The sequence below is a fragment of the bacterium genome (assembly GCA_036504735.1).
Classification (GTDB): Bacteria; Electryoneota; RPQS01; order RPQS01; family RPQS01; genus DASXUQ01.
Genome location: DASXUQ010000017.1, coordinates 161,907 through 181,882 on the forward strand (window position 1 = coordinate 161,907; position 19,976 = coordinate 181,882).

12 protein-coding genes are annotated in these 19,976 nt (G+C 58.1%); 3 read left to right on the forward strand and 9 right to left on the reverse strand.

The window, feature by feature from the left end; translation table 11 throughout:
* Positions 1-3: 3 nt before the first annotated feature.
* Complete coding sequence (locus tag VGL38_13365) at positions 4-2,166, reverse strand: type II CAAX endopeptidase family protein (GenBank protein HEY3296411.1); 2,163 nt, start codon at positions 2,164-2,166, stop codon at positions 4-6.
* 467 nt (positions 2,167-2,633) lie between these two features.
* Between VGL38_13365 and VGL38_13370 the strand changes: the two genes are divergently transcribed.
* The gene (locus VGL38_13370) at positions 2,634-4,403 is read left to right on the forward strand and encodes a FapA family protein (protein HEY3296412.1); all 1,770 of its coding nucleotides are present in this window, start codon (positions 2,634-2,636) and stop codon (positions 4,401-4,403) included.
* An 81-nt stretch (positions 4,404-4,484) separates the two neighbouring features.
* Here the strand turns inward: VGL38_13370 and VGL38_13375 are convergent, their stop codons facing one another.
* From VGL38_13375 to VGL38_13410, 8 genes are all read right to left on the reverse strand, one after another.
* Positions 4,485-5,993, reverse strand: coding sequence for an MFS transporter (locus VGL38_13375; protein HEY3296413.1), 1,509 nt, complete (start codon positions 5,991-5,993; stop codon positions 4,485-4,487).
* A gap of 132 nt (positions 5,994-6,125) precedes the next feature.
* Complete coding sequence (locus tag VGL38_13380; GenBank protein ID HEY3296414.1) at positions 6,126-6,719, reverse strand: glutathione peroxidase; 594 nt, start codon at positions 6,717-6,719, stop codon at positions 6,126-6,128.
* Between the two features lie 377 nt (positions 6,720-7,096).
* A complete protein-coding gene (locus tag VGL38_13385) occupies positions 7,097-7,714 on the reverse strand; it encodes an ankyrin repeat domain-containing protein (GenBank protein ID HEY3296415.1) in 618 nt (205 codons plus the stop codon).
* A gap of 10 nt (positions 7,715-7,724) precedes the next feature.
* Positions 7,725-10,532, reverse strand: coding sequence for a PEP/pyruvate-binding domain-containing protein (locus VGL38_13390; protein HEY3296416.1), 2,808 nt, complete (start codon positions 10,530-10,532; stop codon positions 7,725-7,727).
* A 1,211-nt stretch (positions 10,533-11,743) separates the two neighbouring features.
* Positions 11,744-11,875, reverse strand: a complete 132-nt coding sequence (locus tag VGL38_13395; GenBank protein HEY3296417.1) for a hypothetical protein — start codon at positions 11,873-11,875, stop codon at positions 11,744-11,746.
* A gap of 183 nt (positions 11,876-12,058) precedes the next feature.
* Positions 12,059-13,156 carry a toll/interleukin-1 receptor domain-containing protein gene (locus tag VGL38_13400; GenBank protein ID HEY3296418.1) on the reverse strand — a complete coding sequence of 366 codons (1,098 nt, stop codon included), beginning with the start codon at positions 13,154-13,156 and terminating at the stop codon, positions 12,059-12,061.
* Positions 13,153-13,308, reverse strand: coding sequence for a hypothetical protein (locus VGL38_13405; GenBank protein ID HEY3296419.1), 156 nt, complete (start codon positions 13,306-13,308; stop codon positions 13,153-13,155). The genes VGL38_13400 and VGL38_13405 overlap by 4 nt, the downstream gene beginning before the upstream one ends.
* Positions 13,309-14,107: 799 nt before the next feature.
* Positions 14,108-15,394 (reverse strand): Glu/Leu/Phe/Val dehydrogenase, encoded by a 1,287-nt coding sequence (locus VGL38_13410; GenBank protein ID HEY3296420.1) that lies wholly within the window; start codon positions 15,392-15,394, stop codon positions 14,108-14,110.
* A 572-nt stretch (positions 15,395-15,966) separates the two neighbouring features.
* Between VGL38_13410 and VGL38_13415 the strand changes: the two genes are divergently transcribed.
* A complete protein-coding gene (locus tag VGL38_13415; GenBank protein ID HEY3296421.1) occupies positions 15,967-17,574 on the forward strand; it encodes a T9SS type A sorting domain-containing protein in 1,608 nt (535 codons plus the stop codon).
* Positions 17,575-18,008: 434 nt separating this feature from the next.
* Positions 18,009-19,877: a T9SS type A sorting domain-containing protein gene (locus tag VGL38_13420; protein ID HEY3296422.1), complete on the forward strand. Its 1,869-nt coding sequence runs from the start codon at positions 18,009-18,011 to the stop codon at positions 19,875-19,877.
* Positions 19,878-19,976 lie beyond the last annotated feature (99 nt).

A 19,976-nucleotide genomic window follows, 5' to 3' on the forward strand; every position in this document is an offset into this window, starting at 1 on the left:
CTCCTACGGCAAAAGCGGAATCAATCCTTCTACCTGCGCTGTTCGCGAATTCACAGCCCCGATAAACTGCAGCCGGTTCTCCGGAACCCAGGCCAGCACCCGCCACCGTCCTTCATGCAGCCGCTGATCCGCTATCCGGTTGAACTCCTCGACCGACCCCACGTGTTTGAGAATATATGACCGTGGATCGGACTTCCCCGCATTTTCATCCTGTCCCAGACTGCTGAAGGCCGCCATTTGCAGCGTGTCCGGGTTGGCCCATCCGGTTGCCCTTAGAGTATCCGCAATCAGCCGCGTCGCCGTCTGCTTTGTCACCGGATAAGAGAGGAAATCTCCCACTCGCGCCACCGGCAAAAAGGACAGCGCAATCCCCACAATCAGCAGAAGTATAGCCAGCGCCCGCCTGTTGGATGGCAACGGCTGATAGTGCACCGGCCCCACAGGAATCACCTCCACCGGTGCCGCTACCGGAGCCTCTTCCGCCGCCGTTCCCATATCGCCGTTGCGCACACCTTCCTCTGGCGCAAAGTGTCCCTTGCGCAGATAGGCCACCAAAGCTACCAGCATCGGCAGCACCAATAATCCCACCGCCACCGCGGCCGTCATTACGAAATACGGATTATGGCTCCGGAACAGCAGCATCGCCGTGTACAGCGCGTCTACCGTGTAGTGCCACACCAGTGTCGCCAGAATGCCGTACTTCAGCATGATCACGCCGATCACAATCCCCGCCAATCCCACTTCCAGCCCGCGAATGTAAAACGGCTCGTTCGGATATGTCGCATGTCCGAAACCCCAGATCACTGCCGGAATCACCAGGGCCAGCCACGTGTACCGGTTGCGGAACAGCTTCTGCAAGAAAGGAATCGAAAACATGCGGCTCATGAACTCTTCGCTCACCGCCGGGAAGAAACCCATAAACAACACCGCCAGCCACGGCGCCGCTGTATTCAGCAAATTATCGTAGGGCACGTCCGACGGGCTCCAGGCGCCGAAATGCCCGGCAATCAGGTAAAAGGCAATCTGGTAGGAGAAGAAAAAAGACGTCAGCGTCACGCCCAGCAAGATGCTCTTGAACGCCCGCTTGGTCCGCAGTCCCTGGGCCGAAAACATCCGTGGCAAGGCCAGCTTCTGCGGATACTGTTCGCGGTACACCGTCTCCGCCGCCGCCGTCATCAGCATGATCGCCAGACCCATCCCGATTGCGCTCAAGATTCCGCTCAAAATCGTACTCGTCCAGAACCCGGACCACGACGTCGTCGTGTCATAGCTGTAGAGCGTCAGCGGAATCTCGTTGATGTGGTTCAGGAGCACCAGCACCGCGCAGATCACCCCGAAGGTAACCGCCGTCCGCCAATGTATGTCCCGCCGCCGCAGCCTCTGGAACACCACCACCACCATCGCCACAGCCGTCAGCAGCAACCCGATCCCGTCCAGGGATCCTGCCATAGTGTTGTAGCTGCGCAACCGCTCAAAAGACGCTTCCCAGGCCTGCGGCACATGCAGAAACTCGCTGTAGCTCCCAATCCGGTCCCCGATAAGTCCCACCGTATAGCGGTAGTCCGAGCCCTTCACGGGCTCAATCCCCACCGCCTTATAGGTAAAAGCCCAGTCGCTCCGGTGGGGTCTGCCGGTGCGCTGGGCCTCCAGAAAAATCAACTTCGTACTATCCTGCTTCATCGGGCCGAACAGAAACCTTTCGGCAATGACGCGCGCGTCATGCTCGGCAAGATCTGCCCCCGGAGCCTGTTCCTCTACCTCGTGCAGCAACTGCACGACCTCGCCTTCCGGCGTCACATAGACCCGGAACTCCTCTTTGGTGCTGGGCCGGAACCACCGGTGCTGCCAATACCAGAGCCGGACCGGATGCCCGAGATACCGCCGCGCACTGTCGACCCCCAGTTCCTTCTCCAGATACGTCTTGGCGTCATCATCATAACTGAACCGGCTGGCCGCATGATACCCCTGCGGTGGAGCAAGATCGAGCGATTGCAGATAAGCTTGAGCCATCTCCCGCGTCTGACCCCGGTCGTACCGGAAATCCACCGCCGCCTCGGGAAACGCCTGTTTGAAGTATCGCAAGCCAACAAGCAGACCGGCTACCAGAATGATCAGGCAAACCGTTATGAAGAGTCCATCCTTGCGGTTCAGGCGAAGCTCATCCATAAAAGACCTCATGGTTGACGTCAACGTCCGGCATTTCGGAGCAGCATGTACAAGATACGCTATCGCATGTGCGAAGTCAACACCCAACGGCTTACCACTCGAACATGTAAGATGACTTCTCCAACAATCAGGATAAGCAACTCTGCTACTCGCCGTGCCACGCGCATAGAGCGGTGGCCCGGGAGATGTGGCATAGAGTATGCGTGAAAGTTGTGCAGGATTGGAGGCGTTGCGATCTCGCGGCGTCGCCCATTCCCGCCGTGCAGTGTGCCCGAAGGTTGCGCCGCCGCAACACCATGCGGAATAACCACTGTGAACCACCCCATGATCGTAGTCGCGTCCATCGAATCCCTGAATCACCTTGCTGATCGCACTGTCTGCTGCGCTCGCCGCGCGGGCTTGCCTGTGTTGTCCACGCCTCGGCTTCGTAGAGCGCGCAACGCATCCGCCCCGCGCCGGATCGTCTTATGAGCACATCGTACGCCGATCCCGCACAGGTCCAGTTCGAGGTGGTCGCCAAGGGGTTTGATACTTGGGACATTCAGTTTCGCATTGACACCGAGGAACTGGTGGATCAGAAGATTCTGCTCGGCCACCTTCGTGCCATCAAACAGAAAATGGCCGAGGCCCAGCGGCTTCCCGATAACAGCCTGCTCTTCGATGGCATTCTCAGCAAGACGCGCACCGCGTCCGCGGTGGATGTGGTTGTGCGCATCAAAAAAGTGCAGTTTGAGAAGGGCAATCCCACCGTCTCCTTCAAGGACGGCATTGCCCTTGACGGCACACGCTACGCCCGCATGAATGCGGTGCTCGATATGTGCTACCTCGACCGTTTCGAGCGCGTCATCACTCTCGAACGCGTCATGAACGTCGTGCGGGAAGCGGCGATCGCCCCCGACCTGATCGATGAGGAGTTCATCTCTTCCAAGGTTCAGGTGGTTCTCGGTTCGCAGGCGCCCTTCAAAGGGGCTCCCATCGCCAAGGGTGTGTTTCCCGCCATTGGCCGCGATGCTGAACTCGAGTTCTATTTCCACGCTGTGCCCAGCCCCGAGGCCGTGGAGTCCTATCTGTCCTCCCGCAAGGTCAAGCGCGGCGATCTGCTCTGCCGCCGGATTCCTCCCACCACCGGAGATAAGCCCGGCCGCAACGTGCTGAATGAGGTCCTGCCCGTGCGCACCGGCCTCGATACCACGCTCACCGCCGGAGCCGGTGTGATCCTCTCGCTGGATGAGTGTGAAATCACAGCCGACGCCGACGGTGTCGTTGTCGTCACCCGCACCATGACCCGTGTCAATCTGCCGCAGGGCGTCAAAGAGATTCCCGCCACGGTGGCCCTCAAGATCAATCCCGTGCTTACGGTCTCGGGTGATCAGGTGCTGGACATCACTTCCAGCCAGACCATCGAGGTCATCGGCAACCTGCGTCTGGGCAGCCGCATCATCACGGACTGCGAGGTCTTTGTCTCGGGAAATGTCGAGGAAGGCACCCTCATTGAAGCCGCGGATGACGTGACCATTGCCGGCTCCGTGAGCGGCTCCAATCTGAACAGCCAGTCCAACATCACCGTCGGCTCGGTAGACGGATCAAGCGTGGTCAGCGCCGGCGGTCATGTGCAGATCAATGGTCAGGCCAGAAATTCCCGCCTTGTCGGCGGCACAGTCACCGCCGGATCCGTGGCCGGATGCGATATCCTGGCCCGTAGCGGCATCAGTCTGGGCCGTATCGACTCGGACGAGAGCAACCTCTTCTCGACCATCTGCGTCGGCATGAATGACTTCTTCCAGCAACGCCTTAAGGACAATCAGGCCTTTCTGACGTCGGCGCGGGATAACCTTGCGCGCATCGAAATCCTGATGGGCAAGGAGATCGTAAAAGAGGTCACCGCCGCCAATGTCCAAACCATGCTGCTGCGCTTCATGGCCCGTGCCCGCATCGGGAAAGATCCCCGCTATCATCAGCAGATTGACACCTATCGTGCTCTGCTTCAGTCGGTGCCGCCGACCCGCACACTCATTGCCCAGAAGGAGCGGGAGGATGCCGAACTGCGGCAGCGCATGACCGAGCAGCCGTCCCGCCCGGAGAACATCGTCATCATCCGCGAGAAAATTGCCGCGCGCGCCGCGCTTGTGGTCGATGGCGTAAAGACCGACCTGAATCCCACCGATGGCCCGGTCACCGTGAGCGCCAATCCCGACGGTTCTTTGCGCGTCAAAGAGGAATCCTCCAAAGGCGCGTAATCGCTTCCGCTAAACACAGAGCGGGCCGCCCGATGACCGGGCGGCCCGCATCTCTCTATGCCGTGATGCTTCGGTGATGCTTTACGCTTTGGCCGGTTGCACCCGGTTCCGCGTCTGGAAATAGTACCAGAGCATCGCCAGCGTCGATACGGTGCCGATTCCGCCCAGCACCACCCACACCAGCCACGGATGATGGATGTCCCACAACACGCGCGTGGCATCTTCCACCGACATGGTCTTCCCGCCCGCGCTCATCATCGAAGCCATCGTGTCCATCACCTTGTCCTGCGGCAGATCCTTGGCGGCGCTGGCGCTCATGCCGAAATTCGCCACCATGTAATCCCGCGCGAACTGGATCTTGTCGCCCAGCTTCTCGTACAGGCTGCCCGACACGAGGTTGCCCAGCGTCCAGCCCACGGCAAAGGGGATATTCGAATAACCCATATACAGCGCCTTCTTGTCCGCCGGCGCCGTCAGGCCGATATACTCCGAAAACTTCGGGCTGCAGCACATCTCGCCGATGGCAAAGATGAAGATGCCCAGTGACACGATGAACCCCAGGTTCGACATGCCGCTCATAAAGAATCCTACCAGCGAAATCACCATGCCGCCGATCAGCGCGATCATCGGATGGAATTTGCCCGTCAGCCACGCGATGGGCAGCATCAGCACGATAATCGCAAAACTGTCGATGTTAATCAGCACTTCCGGCTTGACGTTGCCCGACGAGAGCACCAGTCCCGAGCCGAAATGCGAGAACAGCGGCGCTACGTCCCGCGAGGTCACCCAGTCGTCGATGAAGTTGGGAAGCAGATCCCAAAGCTGCATGAACATGAACCAGAAGCCGCTGAAGATCCCGAGGAAAATGAGGAAGTTCTTGTCCTTGAAAATAACCCCGACGTCCTTCAGCGTCTGCCCCACGGTCTTGCGCTTGGCGTCCTTGGCCCGTTCCGGCTCGCGGTAGAAAAAGAGCATCGGAATGAAATTGAAAGCCGTCACGCCCGCCGCGCAATAGAACACCAGCCGCCAGTTGGTCTCGCCGCGCACCATCGCCGCCAGCAGCGGAGCCAGAAAGCCGCCGACGTTCACCATCCAGTAAAACACGCCCCACGCAATCGAACTGTTATGCTCGTTAGAGGCCTTGGCAATCGTCCCCTGCACCGGCGGCTTGAAAATCGCCGTGCCCAGGCCGATCATGCACGATGCCGCCAGGGCGCTGCCAAAGCCGCTGGCATTGGCGAACAGAATGTAGCCGATAATATTGATCGTGAAGGCAATCGCCAGGCTTTTTTTGTAGCCGTAAGAGTCCGTAAATCCGCCCGAAACCATCGGCACCAGGCACTGCACCAGCGCCCAGATGGCGAAGATCAGGCCCTTCTCCGTATAAGAGAGCGCGAGCCCGTTCTGCGCAATCGAGGCGATCATATACAGCGGCGCAATCGCCCGCACTCCGAAATAGGCCAGCCGCTCCACGGCCTCCATCCAGTTCGCAATCCAGAAATTGGATTGCAGCCCCCGAACCTGCTGCATCACCGTCGGCTTCACCGCCACGGTATCTTTTTCCGCCAAGCTAATCGTTTCTTCTGCCAAGGTTGCTCCTTTACCGTGAGATGTGAAATATGGGGAGGTCGGTCACGACAATCTTGTAGGATGGACGATGCTGGCAAATGCCACTCTGCTTTCAGCATTTCAGCGTTTCAGCGTTTCAGCATTTTCGGATTCCTACTGCGCTTCCGTCAGCAGCTTCTCAATCGCCGCCACCAGCTTCGGATCTTCGGGCGTGGTCTTGCTGTCGAAGCGCGTAATCACCGTGCCGTTGCGGTCCAGCAAAAACTTGTTGAAATTCCACGTGATCTCGCCCGGAGCCGGCGACTGCTTGGTCAGGTAGGTGTACAGCGGATGCTGCCCCTCGCCCTTGACCGAAATCTTCGACATCAGCGGGAACGTCACGTCATAAGTCGTCTTGCAAAAGGTCAGGATCTGGGCGTCGGTGCCCGGCTCCTGCTCTCCGAAATTGTTGGCGGGAAATCCGAGAATCACCAAGCCGCGATCCTTGTACTTGCGGTACAGCGCCTCCAACCCCTTATACTGCGGAGTATATCCGCACTGGCTGGCCACATTCACCAGCAGCACCACTTTCCCCTTGTAGGCCGCCAGATCCGCCGTGTCTCCCGCAATCGTCTTGAACGGAATCGTCAGATAACTGCCGCTCTGCCCCTGCACCGCGGGCGCCGCTTCCGTCGTCTGCTTCGGCTGTGCCGACGAGCACGCCGCAATCAAAGCCACCATCGCCATTACGGCCATGAGTGTTTTCATGAGTACACCTTTTCTGAGAGTATATTTAGTCATGCGTATATTCCAATTTCCTGCATCCGCTGTGATCCCGGCGTGTACACCCCGTGTGGGGGCGGGTTAAGCAGAAGAAAGCCACACCTCAGAGAATGCAACACGCGCAACCCGCCCGTGCCACATCCTGCAATCGCTAACACGGGAGGGTTGTGGCAGACCTTAACCCTCCCCTACACGGTAATGGCAAGGGTATCGCCTCCGCCGTAGGGGATAGGGGTTCTGCCTTCCCCCCCACTTCAGTGGGGGGATTCAGGGGGGTGGCCGAAGGGCCATCTCCTGCCCGTCTTCGATGATACGGATTGCCCGAAAAACCTCGCCTTGCCCCCGCCACCCGCCTTTTGCGCTTACTGCGTCGCTCCGTGCTTCTTCAGAAACTCCACCATCTCCGGATGGTTCCCGTATTGTGCCACACGCATCGGCGTCCATTGTGTTTTCGTCATGAAATTCACGTCCGCGCCCCGCGCAAGCAATACTTCCGCCACCGCCTGATTACCCTTCAGCGCCGCCGTGTGCAGCGGCGTCATGCCGTTATTGTCCTGCGCCAGCACCTTCGCGCCGCGATCCAAAAGCAGTGTCGCCGTCGCCGCATTGCCGGACATCGACGCGCTGTGCAGCGGTGTAATCCCGTCCTGCGTGATCATGTTGACGTCCGCGCCCTTGTCCAGCAGCGCCCTGGCCGCCTCGGAGAAACCGCCCGCGCTCGCATAATGCAGCGGTGCATACCCTTCCGCATCGAAGGAGTTCGCATTCACCCCGCGCGCAAGGAATCGCCGCACGTCGTCCACATTTCCCGCCTTCGCCGCGGCATAAATGCTTTCCGTGGTCACCGGCTCCTGGGAAAGCCGCGTCTCTTCGGCAGACTTCCCCGGCGCCGCCGCCTTCTCGCCGCCCTTGTTGCATCCCCAAACCGTGATCAGCGCGGTGCACAATAGCAGCGCGGCACAGGTCCGAATCGTCCTCATGGTTCTCCTCTTAATCAACCGCATAGCCCCGGCTTTCGCTTCGCGGCGCGGGCGGCGGCGGTGGCGTCGCCAGAAATCCAATCGCCTCATCCAGCCCCGCATTCATCAACACCCGCAGCACCTGACCGCCCGTGCTCTCCGGCACATCAATCACCCGCACCGTGTTCTCCACCTCCGCAAACTCCGGCAGCAGATCGGTCAGAATATTCCGCGAATTCAGAAAGAAAGTCTCGTTGAATATCACTCCATTGTCGTCCGGATACAGCGGCAGATAGCGGATCGACGATTCCACCAGGTCCTGAAAGAAATGCGTTCCGAAGGAAAGGTCCGGCACATAGTTGCCGCGTTTGCGGGCAATCTCAATCAGCGCCGCCGTGTTCTTGATCTCCGAATACGTCACGCTCACGCCCAGCTTCACATCGCCGCGGCTGCCCCACCGTCCCGGCCCCATCAGAATAAACTGCCGCCGGGGGAGCATGGCGTTGAGCCGTCCCACCGCCCGTCCCACCATCATCAACGTCGGCAGGTCGGTGATCTCCAGATACTTCGCCGGATCCACATACACCACATGGGTAATGTCCGGCACCTTGCCGTTCGAGATGTAGCGGTTCGCCGTAAAAACGATCCTGTCCTTCGGCACGTCGCGCGGAATCGCCACCGGCACCGAATCGTTCGAATGCGACTGCGGCCGGCACTGCAAAAGGTAGAAATTCTTTCCGTCCGACGCAAACTCGATATCCACCGGCGTGCCCAGCGTCTGCTCCAGTACGTTCAGAATCGTCTTCATCAGCTTGACAAACGGCGTGCGCGTGATCAGCCCTTCGAAGGTCACAATCAGATCGCAATGCTCGCAGTCCAGATGAATGCTGGTCGGCTGTTGGATCTGATGATCGCGGTGCATCGACACATAGTGATGCAGTCCCGGCAGTTCCTCGCCATAGTCTTTCAAAAAGCGCGTCGCGTCAATCGTCTCGAAACAGTTGGTCTCAAGGTTGATGACGTCGATCTTGTTCGGCGCATAGCGGATGACCTCTTCGGTGGTAATATTCACCCGCAGCCCCGGCTGTCCCGGCGCCATCAAAATCGGATAGTCGTCGCTTAAGCGGTCCACCGCCCGCGTGCCCAATCCCATCACCAGCCGCACCAGTCCGTCCTCGCGGCGAATTCGCGGCGACCAGCGGAATTCATTATTGCTGAAGGCCACGCCCGCATAGGCCGGGAGGAAGTACTTGCCGATCTTCGTCCCCACCACTTCCTGAATCATAATCCCCATCTCCTCGGGGAAATCCAGCAGGCCGCGCTCTGCGCGGTACTCCACCGGGTCCGGGCCGAAGGTCGAGGAATACACCTCCGCCACCGCGTCCATCAGCGCTTCCAGCCGCTGCTGCTTCGGTCCCTGATTGGCCAGAAACAGGCTCTTGTATTTCCCCGAAAACGCGGCCCCGAGGCGGTCTTCGAGCAGGGAGGAGCTGCGCACAATCAGCGGATGCTCGCCGAAATCGTCCAGCGCCAGCGACAGCCCCTGCGCAATCTCCGGCGGAAAATCGCAGTGCTTGAAAAGCTGCACAATCTGGCTGTACTCCCGGCGGATCTCGTCGATGTCCTTGTACTTGTGCTCGACCAGCTCTTCAAGATTGTTATGATTCACAAACGCGAGAATCGCATCCGAGGTGATGTGCCACGTCTTGGGCGTCTTGATATTCTTCAGCAGATCGTTGCGCATCGCCTCCTTGCGCAGCACCCGCGACGCCAGAAACAGTCCCGCGCTCTTCCCGCCAAGCTGCCCGTGGCTCTCCTGCGGATAGGTGATGCGGTTCAACAGCTCGAAGAAGTCCGCGATCTCCACGTAGTTCTTCGCAATGTTGATATAGTCGAGCTGCTCGGTAAAGAACCGCCGGATCAATGACACCCGCAGTTCCTTGTCCGTATACGGCGAGAGTTCGATCCCCTCGTCCACGATATGCTCGAAGCGGCGCACGGCGTCCGCGATCTCCGAAAGCGACGTGCTGAAATTCGCCAGCAGTTTCACCAGGAAACTCGAGCGGTCCTCCTGAATCCATTTCTGGATGCAGGACAGAATCTCATCGTCGCTCATCGAGGTTGCGGCAATGCTGAACACCTGCGCGCTGAGCTTGGCGTAGTCGTGCAGATCGTTCTTCTCCGACGGCGTGTTCTCGTAGGAGTCGTGCCCCGGCGTCTCCAGCTTGCGGTCGCTGCTGATTTGCTGAAACAGCGTTTCCGCGTCCTGCACGCCGCTCCAGCAGAGCCGGATCAGCATCTTCTGGGAGATCCGCCGCACCAGGTTTTGATCGGTGCGGTTCAGCAGTTCCAGCACCACCCGCCACCCGCCCAGCGGGCTGGCCGCTACGTCCTGCTTGGCCGACTGCCACTGGCGGATTGCCTGGCGCAGCCGCTGATACTGGATAAACTGTCCCAGCCGGTCGGCGATGGTGTGAATCAGCCGCACCTCCTGCTTCAGGAACGGCCCATCATCGGCGGCGGGAGTCTCCCGCGTGTAATAGACAGAGAGCGTGCCCTGCACCTTGTTCTGCACGATAATGTGCGCGTTATGGAACCACGGCGTCTCGCGGAAACCCGGCGTCAGCCACGTCTTGCCGTCGAAGATAATCTTCGCCTTGCAGATCTCCGGAAACTGCCACGCCAGCGGCACCGCCCGCAGCACGCCTTCAAACACCGCGTCCAGCGTGATCGTCGGATCGTTCAGCAGCTCTTCGATCTTGTACAGACAGTTCAGCTCCTTGTCCCGCTCCTGCAGCGCCTCAAGCAGCTTGTCAATTGGCTTGTTGGGTTCATTCATAAGAAAGTCCCCATAAGAAAAATCCATCGGCCCTTTCGTAATCTCCTGTGGCAATCTTGCGGCGGTTGCGTGGGATGCTTCTCATAGTGAAGCGAGGTGGTAAGTTCAGCAATTGCGTGGCGGTCTTTACGCGAAAATTATTATTGACCGAACGAACTGCCTTACCTTAAGAAAAATCTGAAAATCTGAAGGTCTGAAATGCTGAAAAAGTGGGCAAAAGAGGCCCAATATGGGGTTGAAAGCGGGAGAATTCAGGTTTTTTTATGGGGGAGCGACGGTTATGTCAAGGAGCGAAGGGGGCGGCTGTTGGCCGGAGTCCGTCGCTCCCAATATATGAACAGATGTGCCGGAAAGCAAGAGCGAAAGATTGTGCACACCGATTGGAGAGAATGAAGTTGGAAAAGGCGAAACCGGGAGTGGAGGAATGCCTCTTAGTCAGTGGGGCCGTGCGTAGCCGCCCTAATAATTTGTCATGCTGGCCGTCTTCGGGAAGCACCTCGGGTTCGCCTCCCAAACCCCGCCGAGTCGGGTGTAGGGGCCGATTGCATCGGCCCACTCCCACCCCGCACCGAGCCCACAACCCGACCGAAACCCCGCCCCACCCAACCCCCGCCGAGTCGGGTTGAGCCGAAAGACAAACCACCCCGCACCCCATCCACAACCCGACCGAAACCAAACCTCCAATGAAATGATTTGTCATTCCGTTCCGCCCCGGAACGGAATCCCAACTCCCACCTGCCTCTTCTTTCCTATTTCCAATTTCAAATTTCCTATTTTCCCCCACCCCCTTGTCATTCCGACGCCCCCCGCCACCCCCACCCATCGCCGCGCGGGGTGTCCTTACCCCGCGCGCTCTTGCGTTTTACTTCCGGCGGCCTCTGGCCGCCTCCGACAAGATCCCGCGCCACCCCCAACAAACCTTTGTCATCTCGTTAGAGTCCGTGGACTCCACCGGAGTCTTCGACCTGAAGCCGTCTTCGGCTGAAGAACCTCGGGTTCGTCTCCCAAACCCCGCCTCCAACCCCCGCCGAGTCGGGTTGAGCCGAAAGACAAACCACCCCGCACCCCATCCACAACCCGACCGAAACCAACCCCCAATAATTTGTCATTCCGACGCCCGCATCACGCAGTCCCGTAGCGCCCGACTTGGCGGGCCTTCTGCTGCACGCGCAGCGACATCTCGCCGCAGGCGGACAGCCGCCCCATGCCCCTCACAAATCCAATTTCTCGTTCTTCGTCTTCTCGCTCTTCGCCTTGGGGGCCTTTTTGAATGTTGCATCCATGTGGGGTATATTCGCCAGCACCGGAATATCCAGCGCCTTGCCGTCAAGCAACTCTTTCATGTGAAGATTTGCATGCGTGGATGCTTGGTGTCCTGCCGTTCGGTTTCACAGAAGCCTGCAGAAATCGCTTTCTTGCGCACCTATAGAGTAGACGGCTCGCGGGTGATGAACGCGCCAAAGCCGCTTTTTCGCAATCCATAATGCCACCCACTCCGGCTGGCTTCCGACCGGGTGCTGGTACCTTCAAGACTTCAGGTAGAGAACACCGCAAGATGCCAGCAAGCCAAGAAGCTCGCGGATTCTCGACATCGGTAGTTCGTCCGCTTCAACGCGCACGTACAAATCTATGTTTGGGTTGTCGGCGAACTCGTTTCGTCCAAACCAGAATACCAACTCGTGGAACGTGATGCCGTAACTCGTATGGAGCATAGCCGCCGTATTACGAAGGCGAGCCGTTATTTTGTGCAACTCTGTCAAGGCATCAATTTGAGGTTTGAAGCGAAAGAGCAGTTGAGATCCTTGAACGCCTTTTGAACCAACTTCATCGAGCAAGATTTTGAGCGTGTCTTTGTACGGCTCCAAGACCGTTGGGTCAATGCTGATGTTGATCTGTTCCTCAGTCTCACCATATCCCCATGATGCTGTTGCGCCCTCGAAATGAACCGCGAGGAAACCACCTTCGTCACCAATGCTCTGGCAACGAATTTTCTGCTCGACAAACTGGGCCTCTAAGTACGCAAGTGCCTCTCGCGAGGACTCGAACTTATTGTGGTCACACGCGGTGGATACAAACACATCTTCTATGTAACTTTCCAATACACCGAGGCCAGTGTTGTAGGCAGGAGCGCTTAAGGCAACAAGGTCATCGTACTCTTGACTCGTGAAACGCTCACTATGAGTATGGCCGAAGGTTTCATTGACGGTGTAAATCAAATTGTCAAGTGATTCAGCTGATCGAATGTTAAACCCTTGCAGCAGGCTCAGAGGAGGGCCGATCTGGGTCAAGTCAACACCTTGGAATCCGAGCGGAATAACCCTTGGCTCTGCCTTCTTGTGATATGAGTAGCCAGCCTCGAAATATAGCCAGTGGGAGTGAATGGAATTCTGGCTGACGAATACAAACATGATTTTCGCTGATTCGAGTGCTTGCTCGATCCGATGGACCCAATTGCTGCCGAGAGGAATACTCTCTCCGTCGCTTGACAAAAACACATCAATCGCCCCACCAGTCTTCTTCTCGAAAAGCTCCTTTAGTCGCATTAACGATGCTGCATCTCTGCTCGAATGGCTAAAGAATACCACCGGCTTTGAATTGGACTGTAATGATGACCTTCGACTCATACCGAAACACCTTCTGTTGTGGCAAATATTACTTTGCAATGTTGGTCGCTCTTGAACGGCGGATCCAAATACACGAGGTCTACCGTCTCATCCTTGACGTAGCGCCGCAGGATGTCGAGGTTGTCACCGTAGTAAAGAAGATTCGAGGTCATAGGATATTCTGATGGACGCTGAGTATTCGTGCTGGCAGGGGCGTCCGTGCAACGAGACCTTCGGCCCGCCTCGGCGATGATGTGTAGTGTTTGCAGAGCAGATGTTAGCCCGGCAGGTAAGCCGAGGTTCTTCAGCCCGAAGCGGGCTTCAGAATGACAAGCTTAGGTGTCGGCGCAGGCTTCGGAATACTTCGTGCTGGCAGGGGCGTCCGTGCAACGAGACCTTCGGCCCGTCTCGGCGAAGGGAGGGAACAGGGGACGCGCGCACGGTTAGATCCTGATAGGCAAGTTAGAATATTCCCCGCCCAAAGTCAACCGATCCCCCCAGGAGCAGAAAACAGAAAGCAAAAAGCAGGCAATCCATCAAAAATCACTCTGTTTTTCCTATTTTCAATTTCAAATTTCCTATTTGCCTTCCCCCTTAATGGTGCAAGCGGCAAAAGAACGGTTCCTCCCCCCGCACCTTATGTTGCATTCCCCCTGCAAAATCGCAATTTTCGCCGCTATTCTCAAGTCTTTAGTCTCCAGTCTCTTCCCCTCACCCCGCCCCATTTTCCCCTATGAAGAATTATTGATATGCAGCCGATAACTCCCGCGCCGCCAACTCTCGCATTCTCCGCCCCTTGGAGAACCTTACTATAAGGTCCATCAAATCCACAACCCCAATTCGCACTTTTATTCACAATTCGAGGTTGCTTCAGGATTTCCCGATTTTGGCATCTTGGCTTCCAAGAAAAAGGCGCCCTTTTCAGAGCGCCCTTTTCAGATTTTCAGCCTTTCAGCGTTTCAGCGTTTAGGCTTACACCCAGCCACGGTCCTTGCAGGCCTGGGCCACGCGGTTCACGGCGATCACATAGGCCGCGTCACGCATATACAGCTTACGCTTCTTGGAGACGTCGGCCACGGCATGGAACGCGCTCGTCATTTTCTGATCGAGGCGGTTCAGCACTTCGTCCTTCTCCCAGAAGTAATTCATGTTGGACTGCACCTGCTCGAAGTAGGAGCACGTCACGCCGCCGGCGTTGGCCAAAAAGTCGGGGATCATAAAGATGCCACGGCCATGAATGACCTTGTCGGCTTCGGGGGTGGTCGGACCATTGGCGCCTTCGCCGATCAGGCGGACGCGCTTGCTGATCTGATCCACGTTCGCGCCGGTCACCTGGTTCTCGATGGCGCTCGGAAGCAGAATGTCCACTTCCTGCTTGATCCACTCGTCACCCGCCAGCACTTCGTAACCGATGTCGCGGGCCTTACCCTTGTCAATGCCGCCGAAGCGGTCGGTGATTTCCATCAGCTTGCGCCAGTCCACGCCGTCCTTCTTGCGGAAGGTGTAGGAGACCTGGTCCTGCTGATCCCAGCAAGCGACACAGATCACCTTGCCGCCGAGCTGCGTGTAGAGGTCAATCGCGTACTGGGCCACGTTGCCGAAGCCCTGAACCGCCGCGATCGTGCCCTTCAGATCGATGCCCAGAAGCTTCAAGGCTTCGCGCACCGTGTAGATCAAGCCGTAACCCGTGGCTTCCGTACGGCCCAGCGAACCGCCCATGCCCACCGGCTTGCCGGTGATCAGACCCGGGAAATGGCCGCCGTGAATGTGCTCGTACTCGTCCAGCATCCACAACATGTGCTGCGGATTGGTCATGACATCCGGAGCCGGAACGTCCTGCAGCGGGCCAATCACGCGGGCCAACTGACGGATCCAGCCGCGGCAAATCTGCTCCTGTTCGCGCGCCGACAGGTTGTGCGGATCGCAGATCACGCCACCCTTGCCGCCACCCAATGGAATATCCACTACCGAGCACTTCCATGTCATCCACATGGCCAATGCACGCACCGTGTCAAGCGTCTCGTGCGGGTGAAAACGGATGCCGCCCTTGGACGGGCCGCGCGCATCACTGTGCTGAACACGAAAACCGCGGAAGATCTTCATGCTTCCGTCATCCATGCGCACCGGAATGCTGAACTGGAACTCGCGAAGCGGCTGACGAAGCAGATCCCGCGTCCCACCATCCAGCTCCAGAATATCGGCCACGTTGTCAAACTGAGTTTGAGCCATCTCAAACGGGTTGAATGACTTTCCAGCCATTTTCTTTCCTTCCTTGCCCCTGCACATGTGCCGAGGCCTCTTGAACATGTTTTAAGTTACAGGAAATCACGCCCGCCGGCCCCTGATCGGAGCCTCGGGGTGTGGGTTGACCTACAAAGACATAGCTGCATCAGCTATGGGATACATAAGTTAAGCCTTTTATCCGAGTTTATCAAGCCGTTTGGTCAGGGAAATGGACGTATTCACGCGCAATATGGCAGGATGAGCCACAATCCTCATCCCTGCCTCTCCTGTGAAATTTTTCCCATGATGGTTTAGTTGTGGATGTTCTTGTCCATAATGGCCTTTTTAACCTGCCGTGGTGCCTTCCCGAGCCCCCTAAGCCTCCTCATAAACTCCATTCCGCTTGAGCCGCCGTTGTCAAACGGAGGCTTGAGTGGGTCCGGTGCGTTAAAATATAGTTCAAGTATGTTGCGGTTCTACCAGACAGGCCGTTGAACATCGGAGAATTGTCGTAGTAAAAGTTGGACTGTGTCCACAAAGAACTAAATTGCAGACATCGCATCCCCGCCGCATCAGAGCCCGCACGCCCACACACGCAGGAGGTAGACATGAACGGCCGTTCGAAATTCTGCTTCGCGATGGCAACTCTTTCCGTCTTGATCGGCCTGCCGCGACTGTGCGCACAGAACAGGGATCCCCTCGGTCGCCTGGATCAAGGCGGCACCTATTGCGAGGTGGCGACGGTCATCCCCTCGAACGCGACCTCCTACACGGACACGGGGCTGCTCGACTGGAACAACGACTGCTCCTCGCCGTTCCCCTGGCCATACAATGAAGTGTTCTACAAGATCACACCCAGCCTGACGCGACTCTACACGTTCCGCCTGTCTGTCGCAGCGCCCTCCACCGGTGTGGCCCTTCGCATCAAGGCCGATGCCTGCTGCGCCGGAGGTGTGAGCGTCGCCGGAACAACGGCGCAGGTTGCGGCGGACTGTGATGCCCCGTCCACCACGTATCTGCGCGCCGCCCTTACCGCGGGCACATCCTACTGGATTCATGCCGGGGATAATTCGCCGGCCCCCAGCGGGTCGCGGTATCGTTTCGAAATGCTCTGCGTGGATTGCCCGGCTCCCGAAACCGTCCTGCCTCATTCCACGTGGGAGACGGCGCAGGACATCGCGCTGAATGATTCACTGATCGGCGACAGCGCCTTTGCCGGCCATCCGGATTGGTACAGGTTTTTCGTCACTGAGCAGGACAGCGTCTTCCTCTCGGTCGTGGGACGCGAATTCGGCCATTGCCTCAGCGGCTTCTATCCGGCCAATTCCGGCAACTATCTCGACGCTCACTTTCAAGTCTTCTGTCAATGGGGCGGTGGCCTTTCGCTTGGCGAAGGACAAAATGAACTCTGCTCCACAGATGCCCGCGTCGCGCTCTGCCTGCCGTCGGGAATCTATTATGTCAAAGTGCAGAACTATGGCATCGGGTCGTGGGGGACGTGGCCGTACATCCTGCGACTCTTCGCGCGGGCTTCAAACACCGATTGTGCGCTCCCTACCGGATGTGGCGAGTGCTTCCCCTGTGCCTGTCCTCCTGCCGACACTCTGGTGGTGCTCGTTCCGGACCCATCAGGTCAGCCGGTTCACGTGTGTGCGAGCCTGAATTTCGACATCTCCACGCGCATCATCGTGCCGGCCCCGAGCGGTCATCCTCCCGTCGTAGCAGTCTCACCGTCCTGTCCGGCCTGCGAAGCGCAAGGCTGTGTTCCGGCCACCGCATTTATCTATGATCCGCAGGCGTGGATCTACATCCCCACCCAAGGCTGCTATTCCAACTGGATTCGCACCGCTCCCGCGGCCATGGGCTGCTGTGCGTGTCTCACTCTGGAGCCGCCGGGCCCTGGCCGCCAGAGCGCGCCGAGCGGATCAGCCGTTCAAGAACTTCCTGCCGTCACCGCCTATGCCTTGCATCAGAACTACCCCAATCCGGCCAATCCGACAACGGCCATCGCCTTTGACCTTTTGGACAACGGCTTCGTATCCTTGAAACTGTATGATGTCCTGGGCCGCGAAGCTGCAACGCTTGTTCAAACCGGCCTCAGCGCGGGCCGCCACACGGTCCGCTTCGATGCGTCCGGCTTGGCTTCAGGAATCTATATCTATCGCCTCCGGGCCGGTCACTTCGTATCCGACCGCAAACTGCTGGTGCTCAAATAGCGCTGCAAATCATCGACGCGTCCGCAAACCGGCTGCCTCCGCTGAGGTCGCCGGTTTGTTGTTTTGTTGCGCAGCAGGACGCCGTCGCACGGAGTCTCGATAAACAAAAGGCTCTCTTGCGCGAACAGTGAACGGCAGGCGCCGGTGCGAAAAATCCCGCACCATCGAAAGCGGTATCGCGGCGTGTCCTACTCGCTCTTCGAGGCATGGTTCCGATAGGCATTCGACGGCTCAAACTCCGGGTCGTCACAAAGCGTTACTGAGGGGCGCACAGGCGTATTTTTGGTATGTTATGCCAGCCGCTTGAATCGCGAACTTTCGAACTCGGGATCCTCGAATATATAGCTAAAATTACAGATAAAACCTTTATTAAGCAGTGCGCATGAGACGCAAAGCACCCTCCGATAGATGAATAAACTTGGAAGGAGTTACGCATGAAAAGGACTGGCGTGTGGCTTGCCGCCTGCATTCTGCTCTCCGCGTTCGTCTCCCTTGCTTATGCCGGACACCCGGAAATCGGCGGCAATTCCCTGGACCAGGGAGGCACTTATTGCGGTGGCGCGACCGTTATTCCGTCCGGCGCGACACTGTATTCCGATTCAGGCTTCCTCGACAGGGATGATGACTGCCTGAATCCACTTTCATGGCCCACCAATGAGGTCTTCTATACCTTTACCCCGGCGATCACCCGGACCTACATTTTCCGCACACAAGTCTTCTGGCCGTCAACCAACGTCGCGATCCGCATCAAAGCCAATGCCTGCTGCGCCGGTGGAATCACCGTTGCGGGTACAACCAACATGGTCCCCGCCGAGTGCGACAGTGGCCACACCACCTACATCCGGGCTCTGCTCACCGCAGGCACGCCATACTGGATTCATGTCGGTGACAGCACGTCCACGCCCCGTGAATCCCGCTATCTCTTCACCATGATGTTCGTACCCTGTCCCGACTCGGTCAACACGTCGCTGCACACCACGCCGTCCACCGCGCTGGAACTTGCCTTGAACGATTCCATCATGGCCGACAGCGCCTTTGCCGGCCACCCGCTGTGGCTTCGCTTCACGCTGGACACTGCCGACAGTGTGATCATTACCGAACTGGGCCGCAGCTTCGGTCATTGCAACAGCGGCTTCTTCCCGACCTGTGCCATCAATCCGCTGGATGCGCACTTCATCGTCTACTGTGACACATTCGGACATGCGCTCTTCGATGCCAACCGGGAACTGTGTTCCTCAGACGCCGAGGCACGGCTCTGTCTCCCGCCCGGCACCTACTGGGTCAAGGTCGAAAACTTTCAAGGCATGGCCTGGGTGGGATGGAATTTTATTTTGACCCTGAGGGCTTTCCCGGCTTCAGGAGGATGTCCCGCGCTCTCCGACAGTTGTGGTCTGGAGACGGCCCTCTGTCCGGATGGCAGCCCCGCCGACACCTTGGTCATTCTGCAACCGGACAGCCTGCCCTTCCCGGCACCGCAAACCACATCTGTCTGCGCACGACTGGCGATTAATACCGGCACGCGGGTGGTGATCCCTGTGCCTGCCGCCTTCAATCGGCCTACCGTGCGGGTGGTTGCGGGGTGCGACGGCTGCGCCGGCGGCGTCAACTGTGTTCAAGCCACTTCCTGGACCGTTCAGGATCCGGCCTGGAACACCTTTGTGCCCGGTGTAGGCTTTGTCAACCGGATCATTCCCGATGTGGCGTCGGCAGGATGCTGTGTCTGTATCCGTCTTGATTTCGTCTTGCCTGTGGAATTGCAGAGCTTCACGGCAGTCGCCGGCAATGGTGAAGTCACGCTGAACTGGACCACCGCCTCGGAGACCGATAACGACCATTTCGATATTGAGCGCGACGGCGCTCCCGTAGCTGTGATCCGCGGCGCAGGCGGCAGTTCGGTGCAGCACAGTTACCGGTACACGGATAGCGGCCTGACCAATAGCCGTTCGTACCGCTATAGCTTGGTCGGGGTGAACAGTGAAGGCAACCGCCTGATCCTTGACGAACTTCACGCCGTTCCCATCGGCATGGTGCCGGCCATCACGACTTACGCGCTTCATCAGAATTATCCCAATCCCTTCAACCCCACGACCGAAATCCGTTTCGACCTCGTAGATGCAGGCTATGCTACGTTGACCATCTACAACCTGATCGGCCAGCAGGTCGCCAGTCTCGTGAGCGGCGATCTTTCTGCCGGGCAGCATCAGATCCGCTTCAGTGCGGCCGATCTGCCTTCGGGCATCTATCTCTGCCGGCTTGCCGTCAATGGCTTTGTCGATCAGAAGAAGATGCTGCTCTTGAAGTAAGGCATCCCCGCGCGAGATGTCCTGAAGGATTTGCTCCCGCGAACAGGCCAGCACATGAATGCGAGAAACGAAAGGCAGCCACATTTGGTTGCCTTTCGC

Bases quoted from the DNA above. Each gene is read 5' to 3' on its own strand.
- VGL38_13395 (HEY3296417.1), bottom strand. From the start codon at position 11,875: ATGAAAGAGTTGCTTGACGGCAAGGCGCTGGATATTCCGGTGCTGGCG.
- VGL38_13380 (HEY3296414.1), bottom strand. From the start codon at position 6,719: ATGAAAACACTCATGGCCGTAATGGCGATGGTGGCTTTGATTGCGGCG.
- VGL38_13370 (HEY3296412.1), top strand. From the start codon at position 2,634: ATGAGCACATCGTACGCCGATCCCGCACAGGTCCAGTTCGAGGTGGTC.
- VGL38_13390 (HEY3296416.1), bottom strand. From the start codon at position 10,532: ATGAATGAACCCAACAAGCCAATTGACAAGCTGCTTGAGGCGCTGCAG.
- VGL38_13365 (HEY3296411.1), bottom strand. From the start codon at position 2,166: ATGGATGAGCTTCGCCTGAACCGCAAGGATGGACTCTTCATAACGGTT.
- VGL38_13405 (HEY3296419.1), bottom strand. From the start codon at position 13,308: ATGACCTCGAATCTTCTTTACTACGGTGACAACCTCGACATCCTGCGG.
- VGL38_13410 (HEY3296420.1), bottom strand. From the start codon at position 15,394: ATGGCTGGAAAGTCATTCAACCCGTTTGAGATGGCTCAAACTCAGTTT.
- VGL38_13415 (HEY3296421.1), top strand. From the start codon at position 15,967: ATGAACGGCCGTTCGAAATTCTGCTTCGCGATGGCAACTCTTTCCGTC.
- VGL38_13420 (HEY3296422.1), top strand. From the start codon at position 18,009: ATGAAAAGGACTGGCGTGTGGCTTGCCGCCTGCATTCTGCTCTCCGCG.
- VGL38_13385 (HEY3296415.1), bottom strand. From the start codon at position 7,714: ATGAGGACGATTCGGACCTGTGCCGCGCTGCTATTGTGCACCGCGCTG.
- VGL38_13400 (HEY3296418.1), bottom strand. From the start codon at position 13,156: ATGAGTCGAAGGTCATCATTACAGTCCAATTCAAAGCCGGTGGTATTC.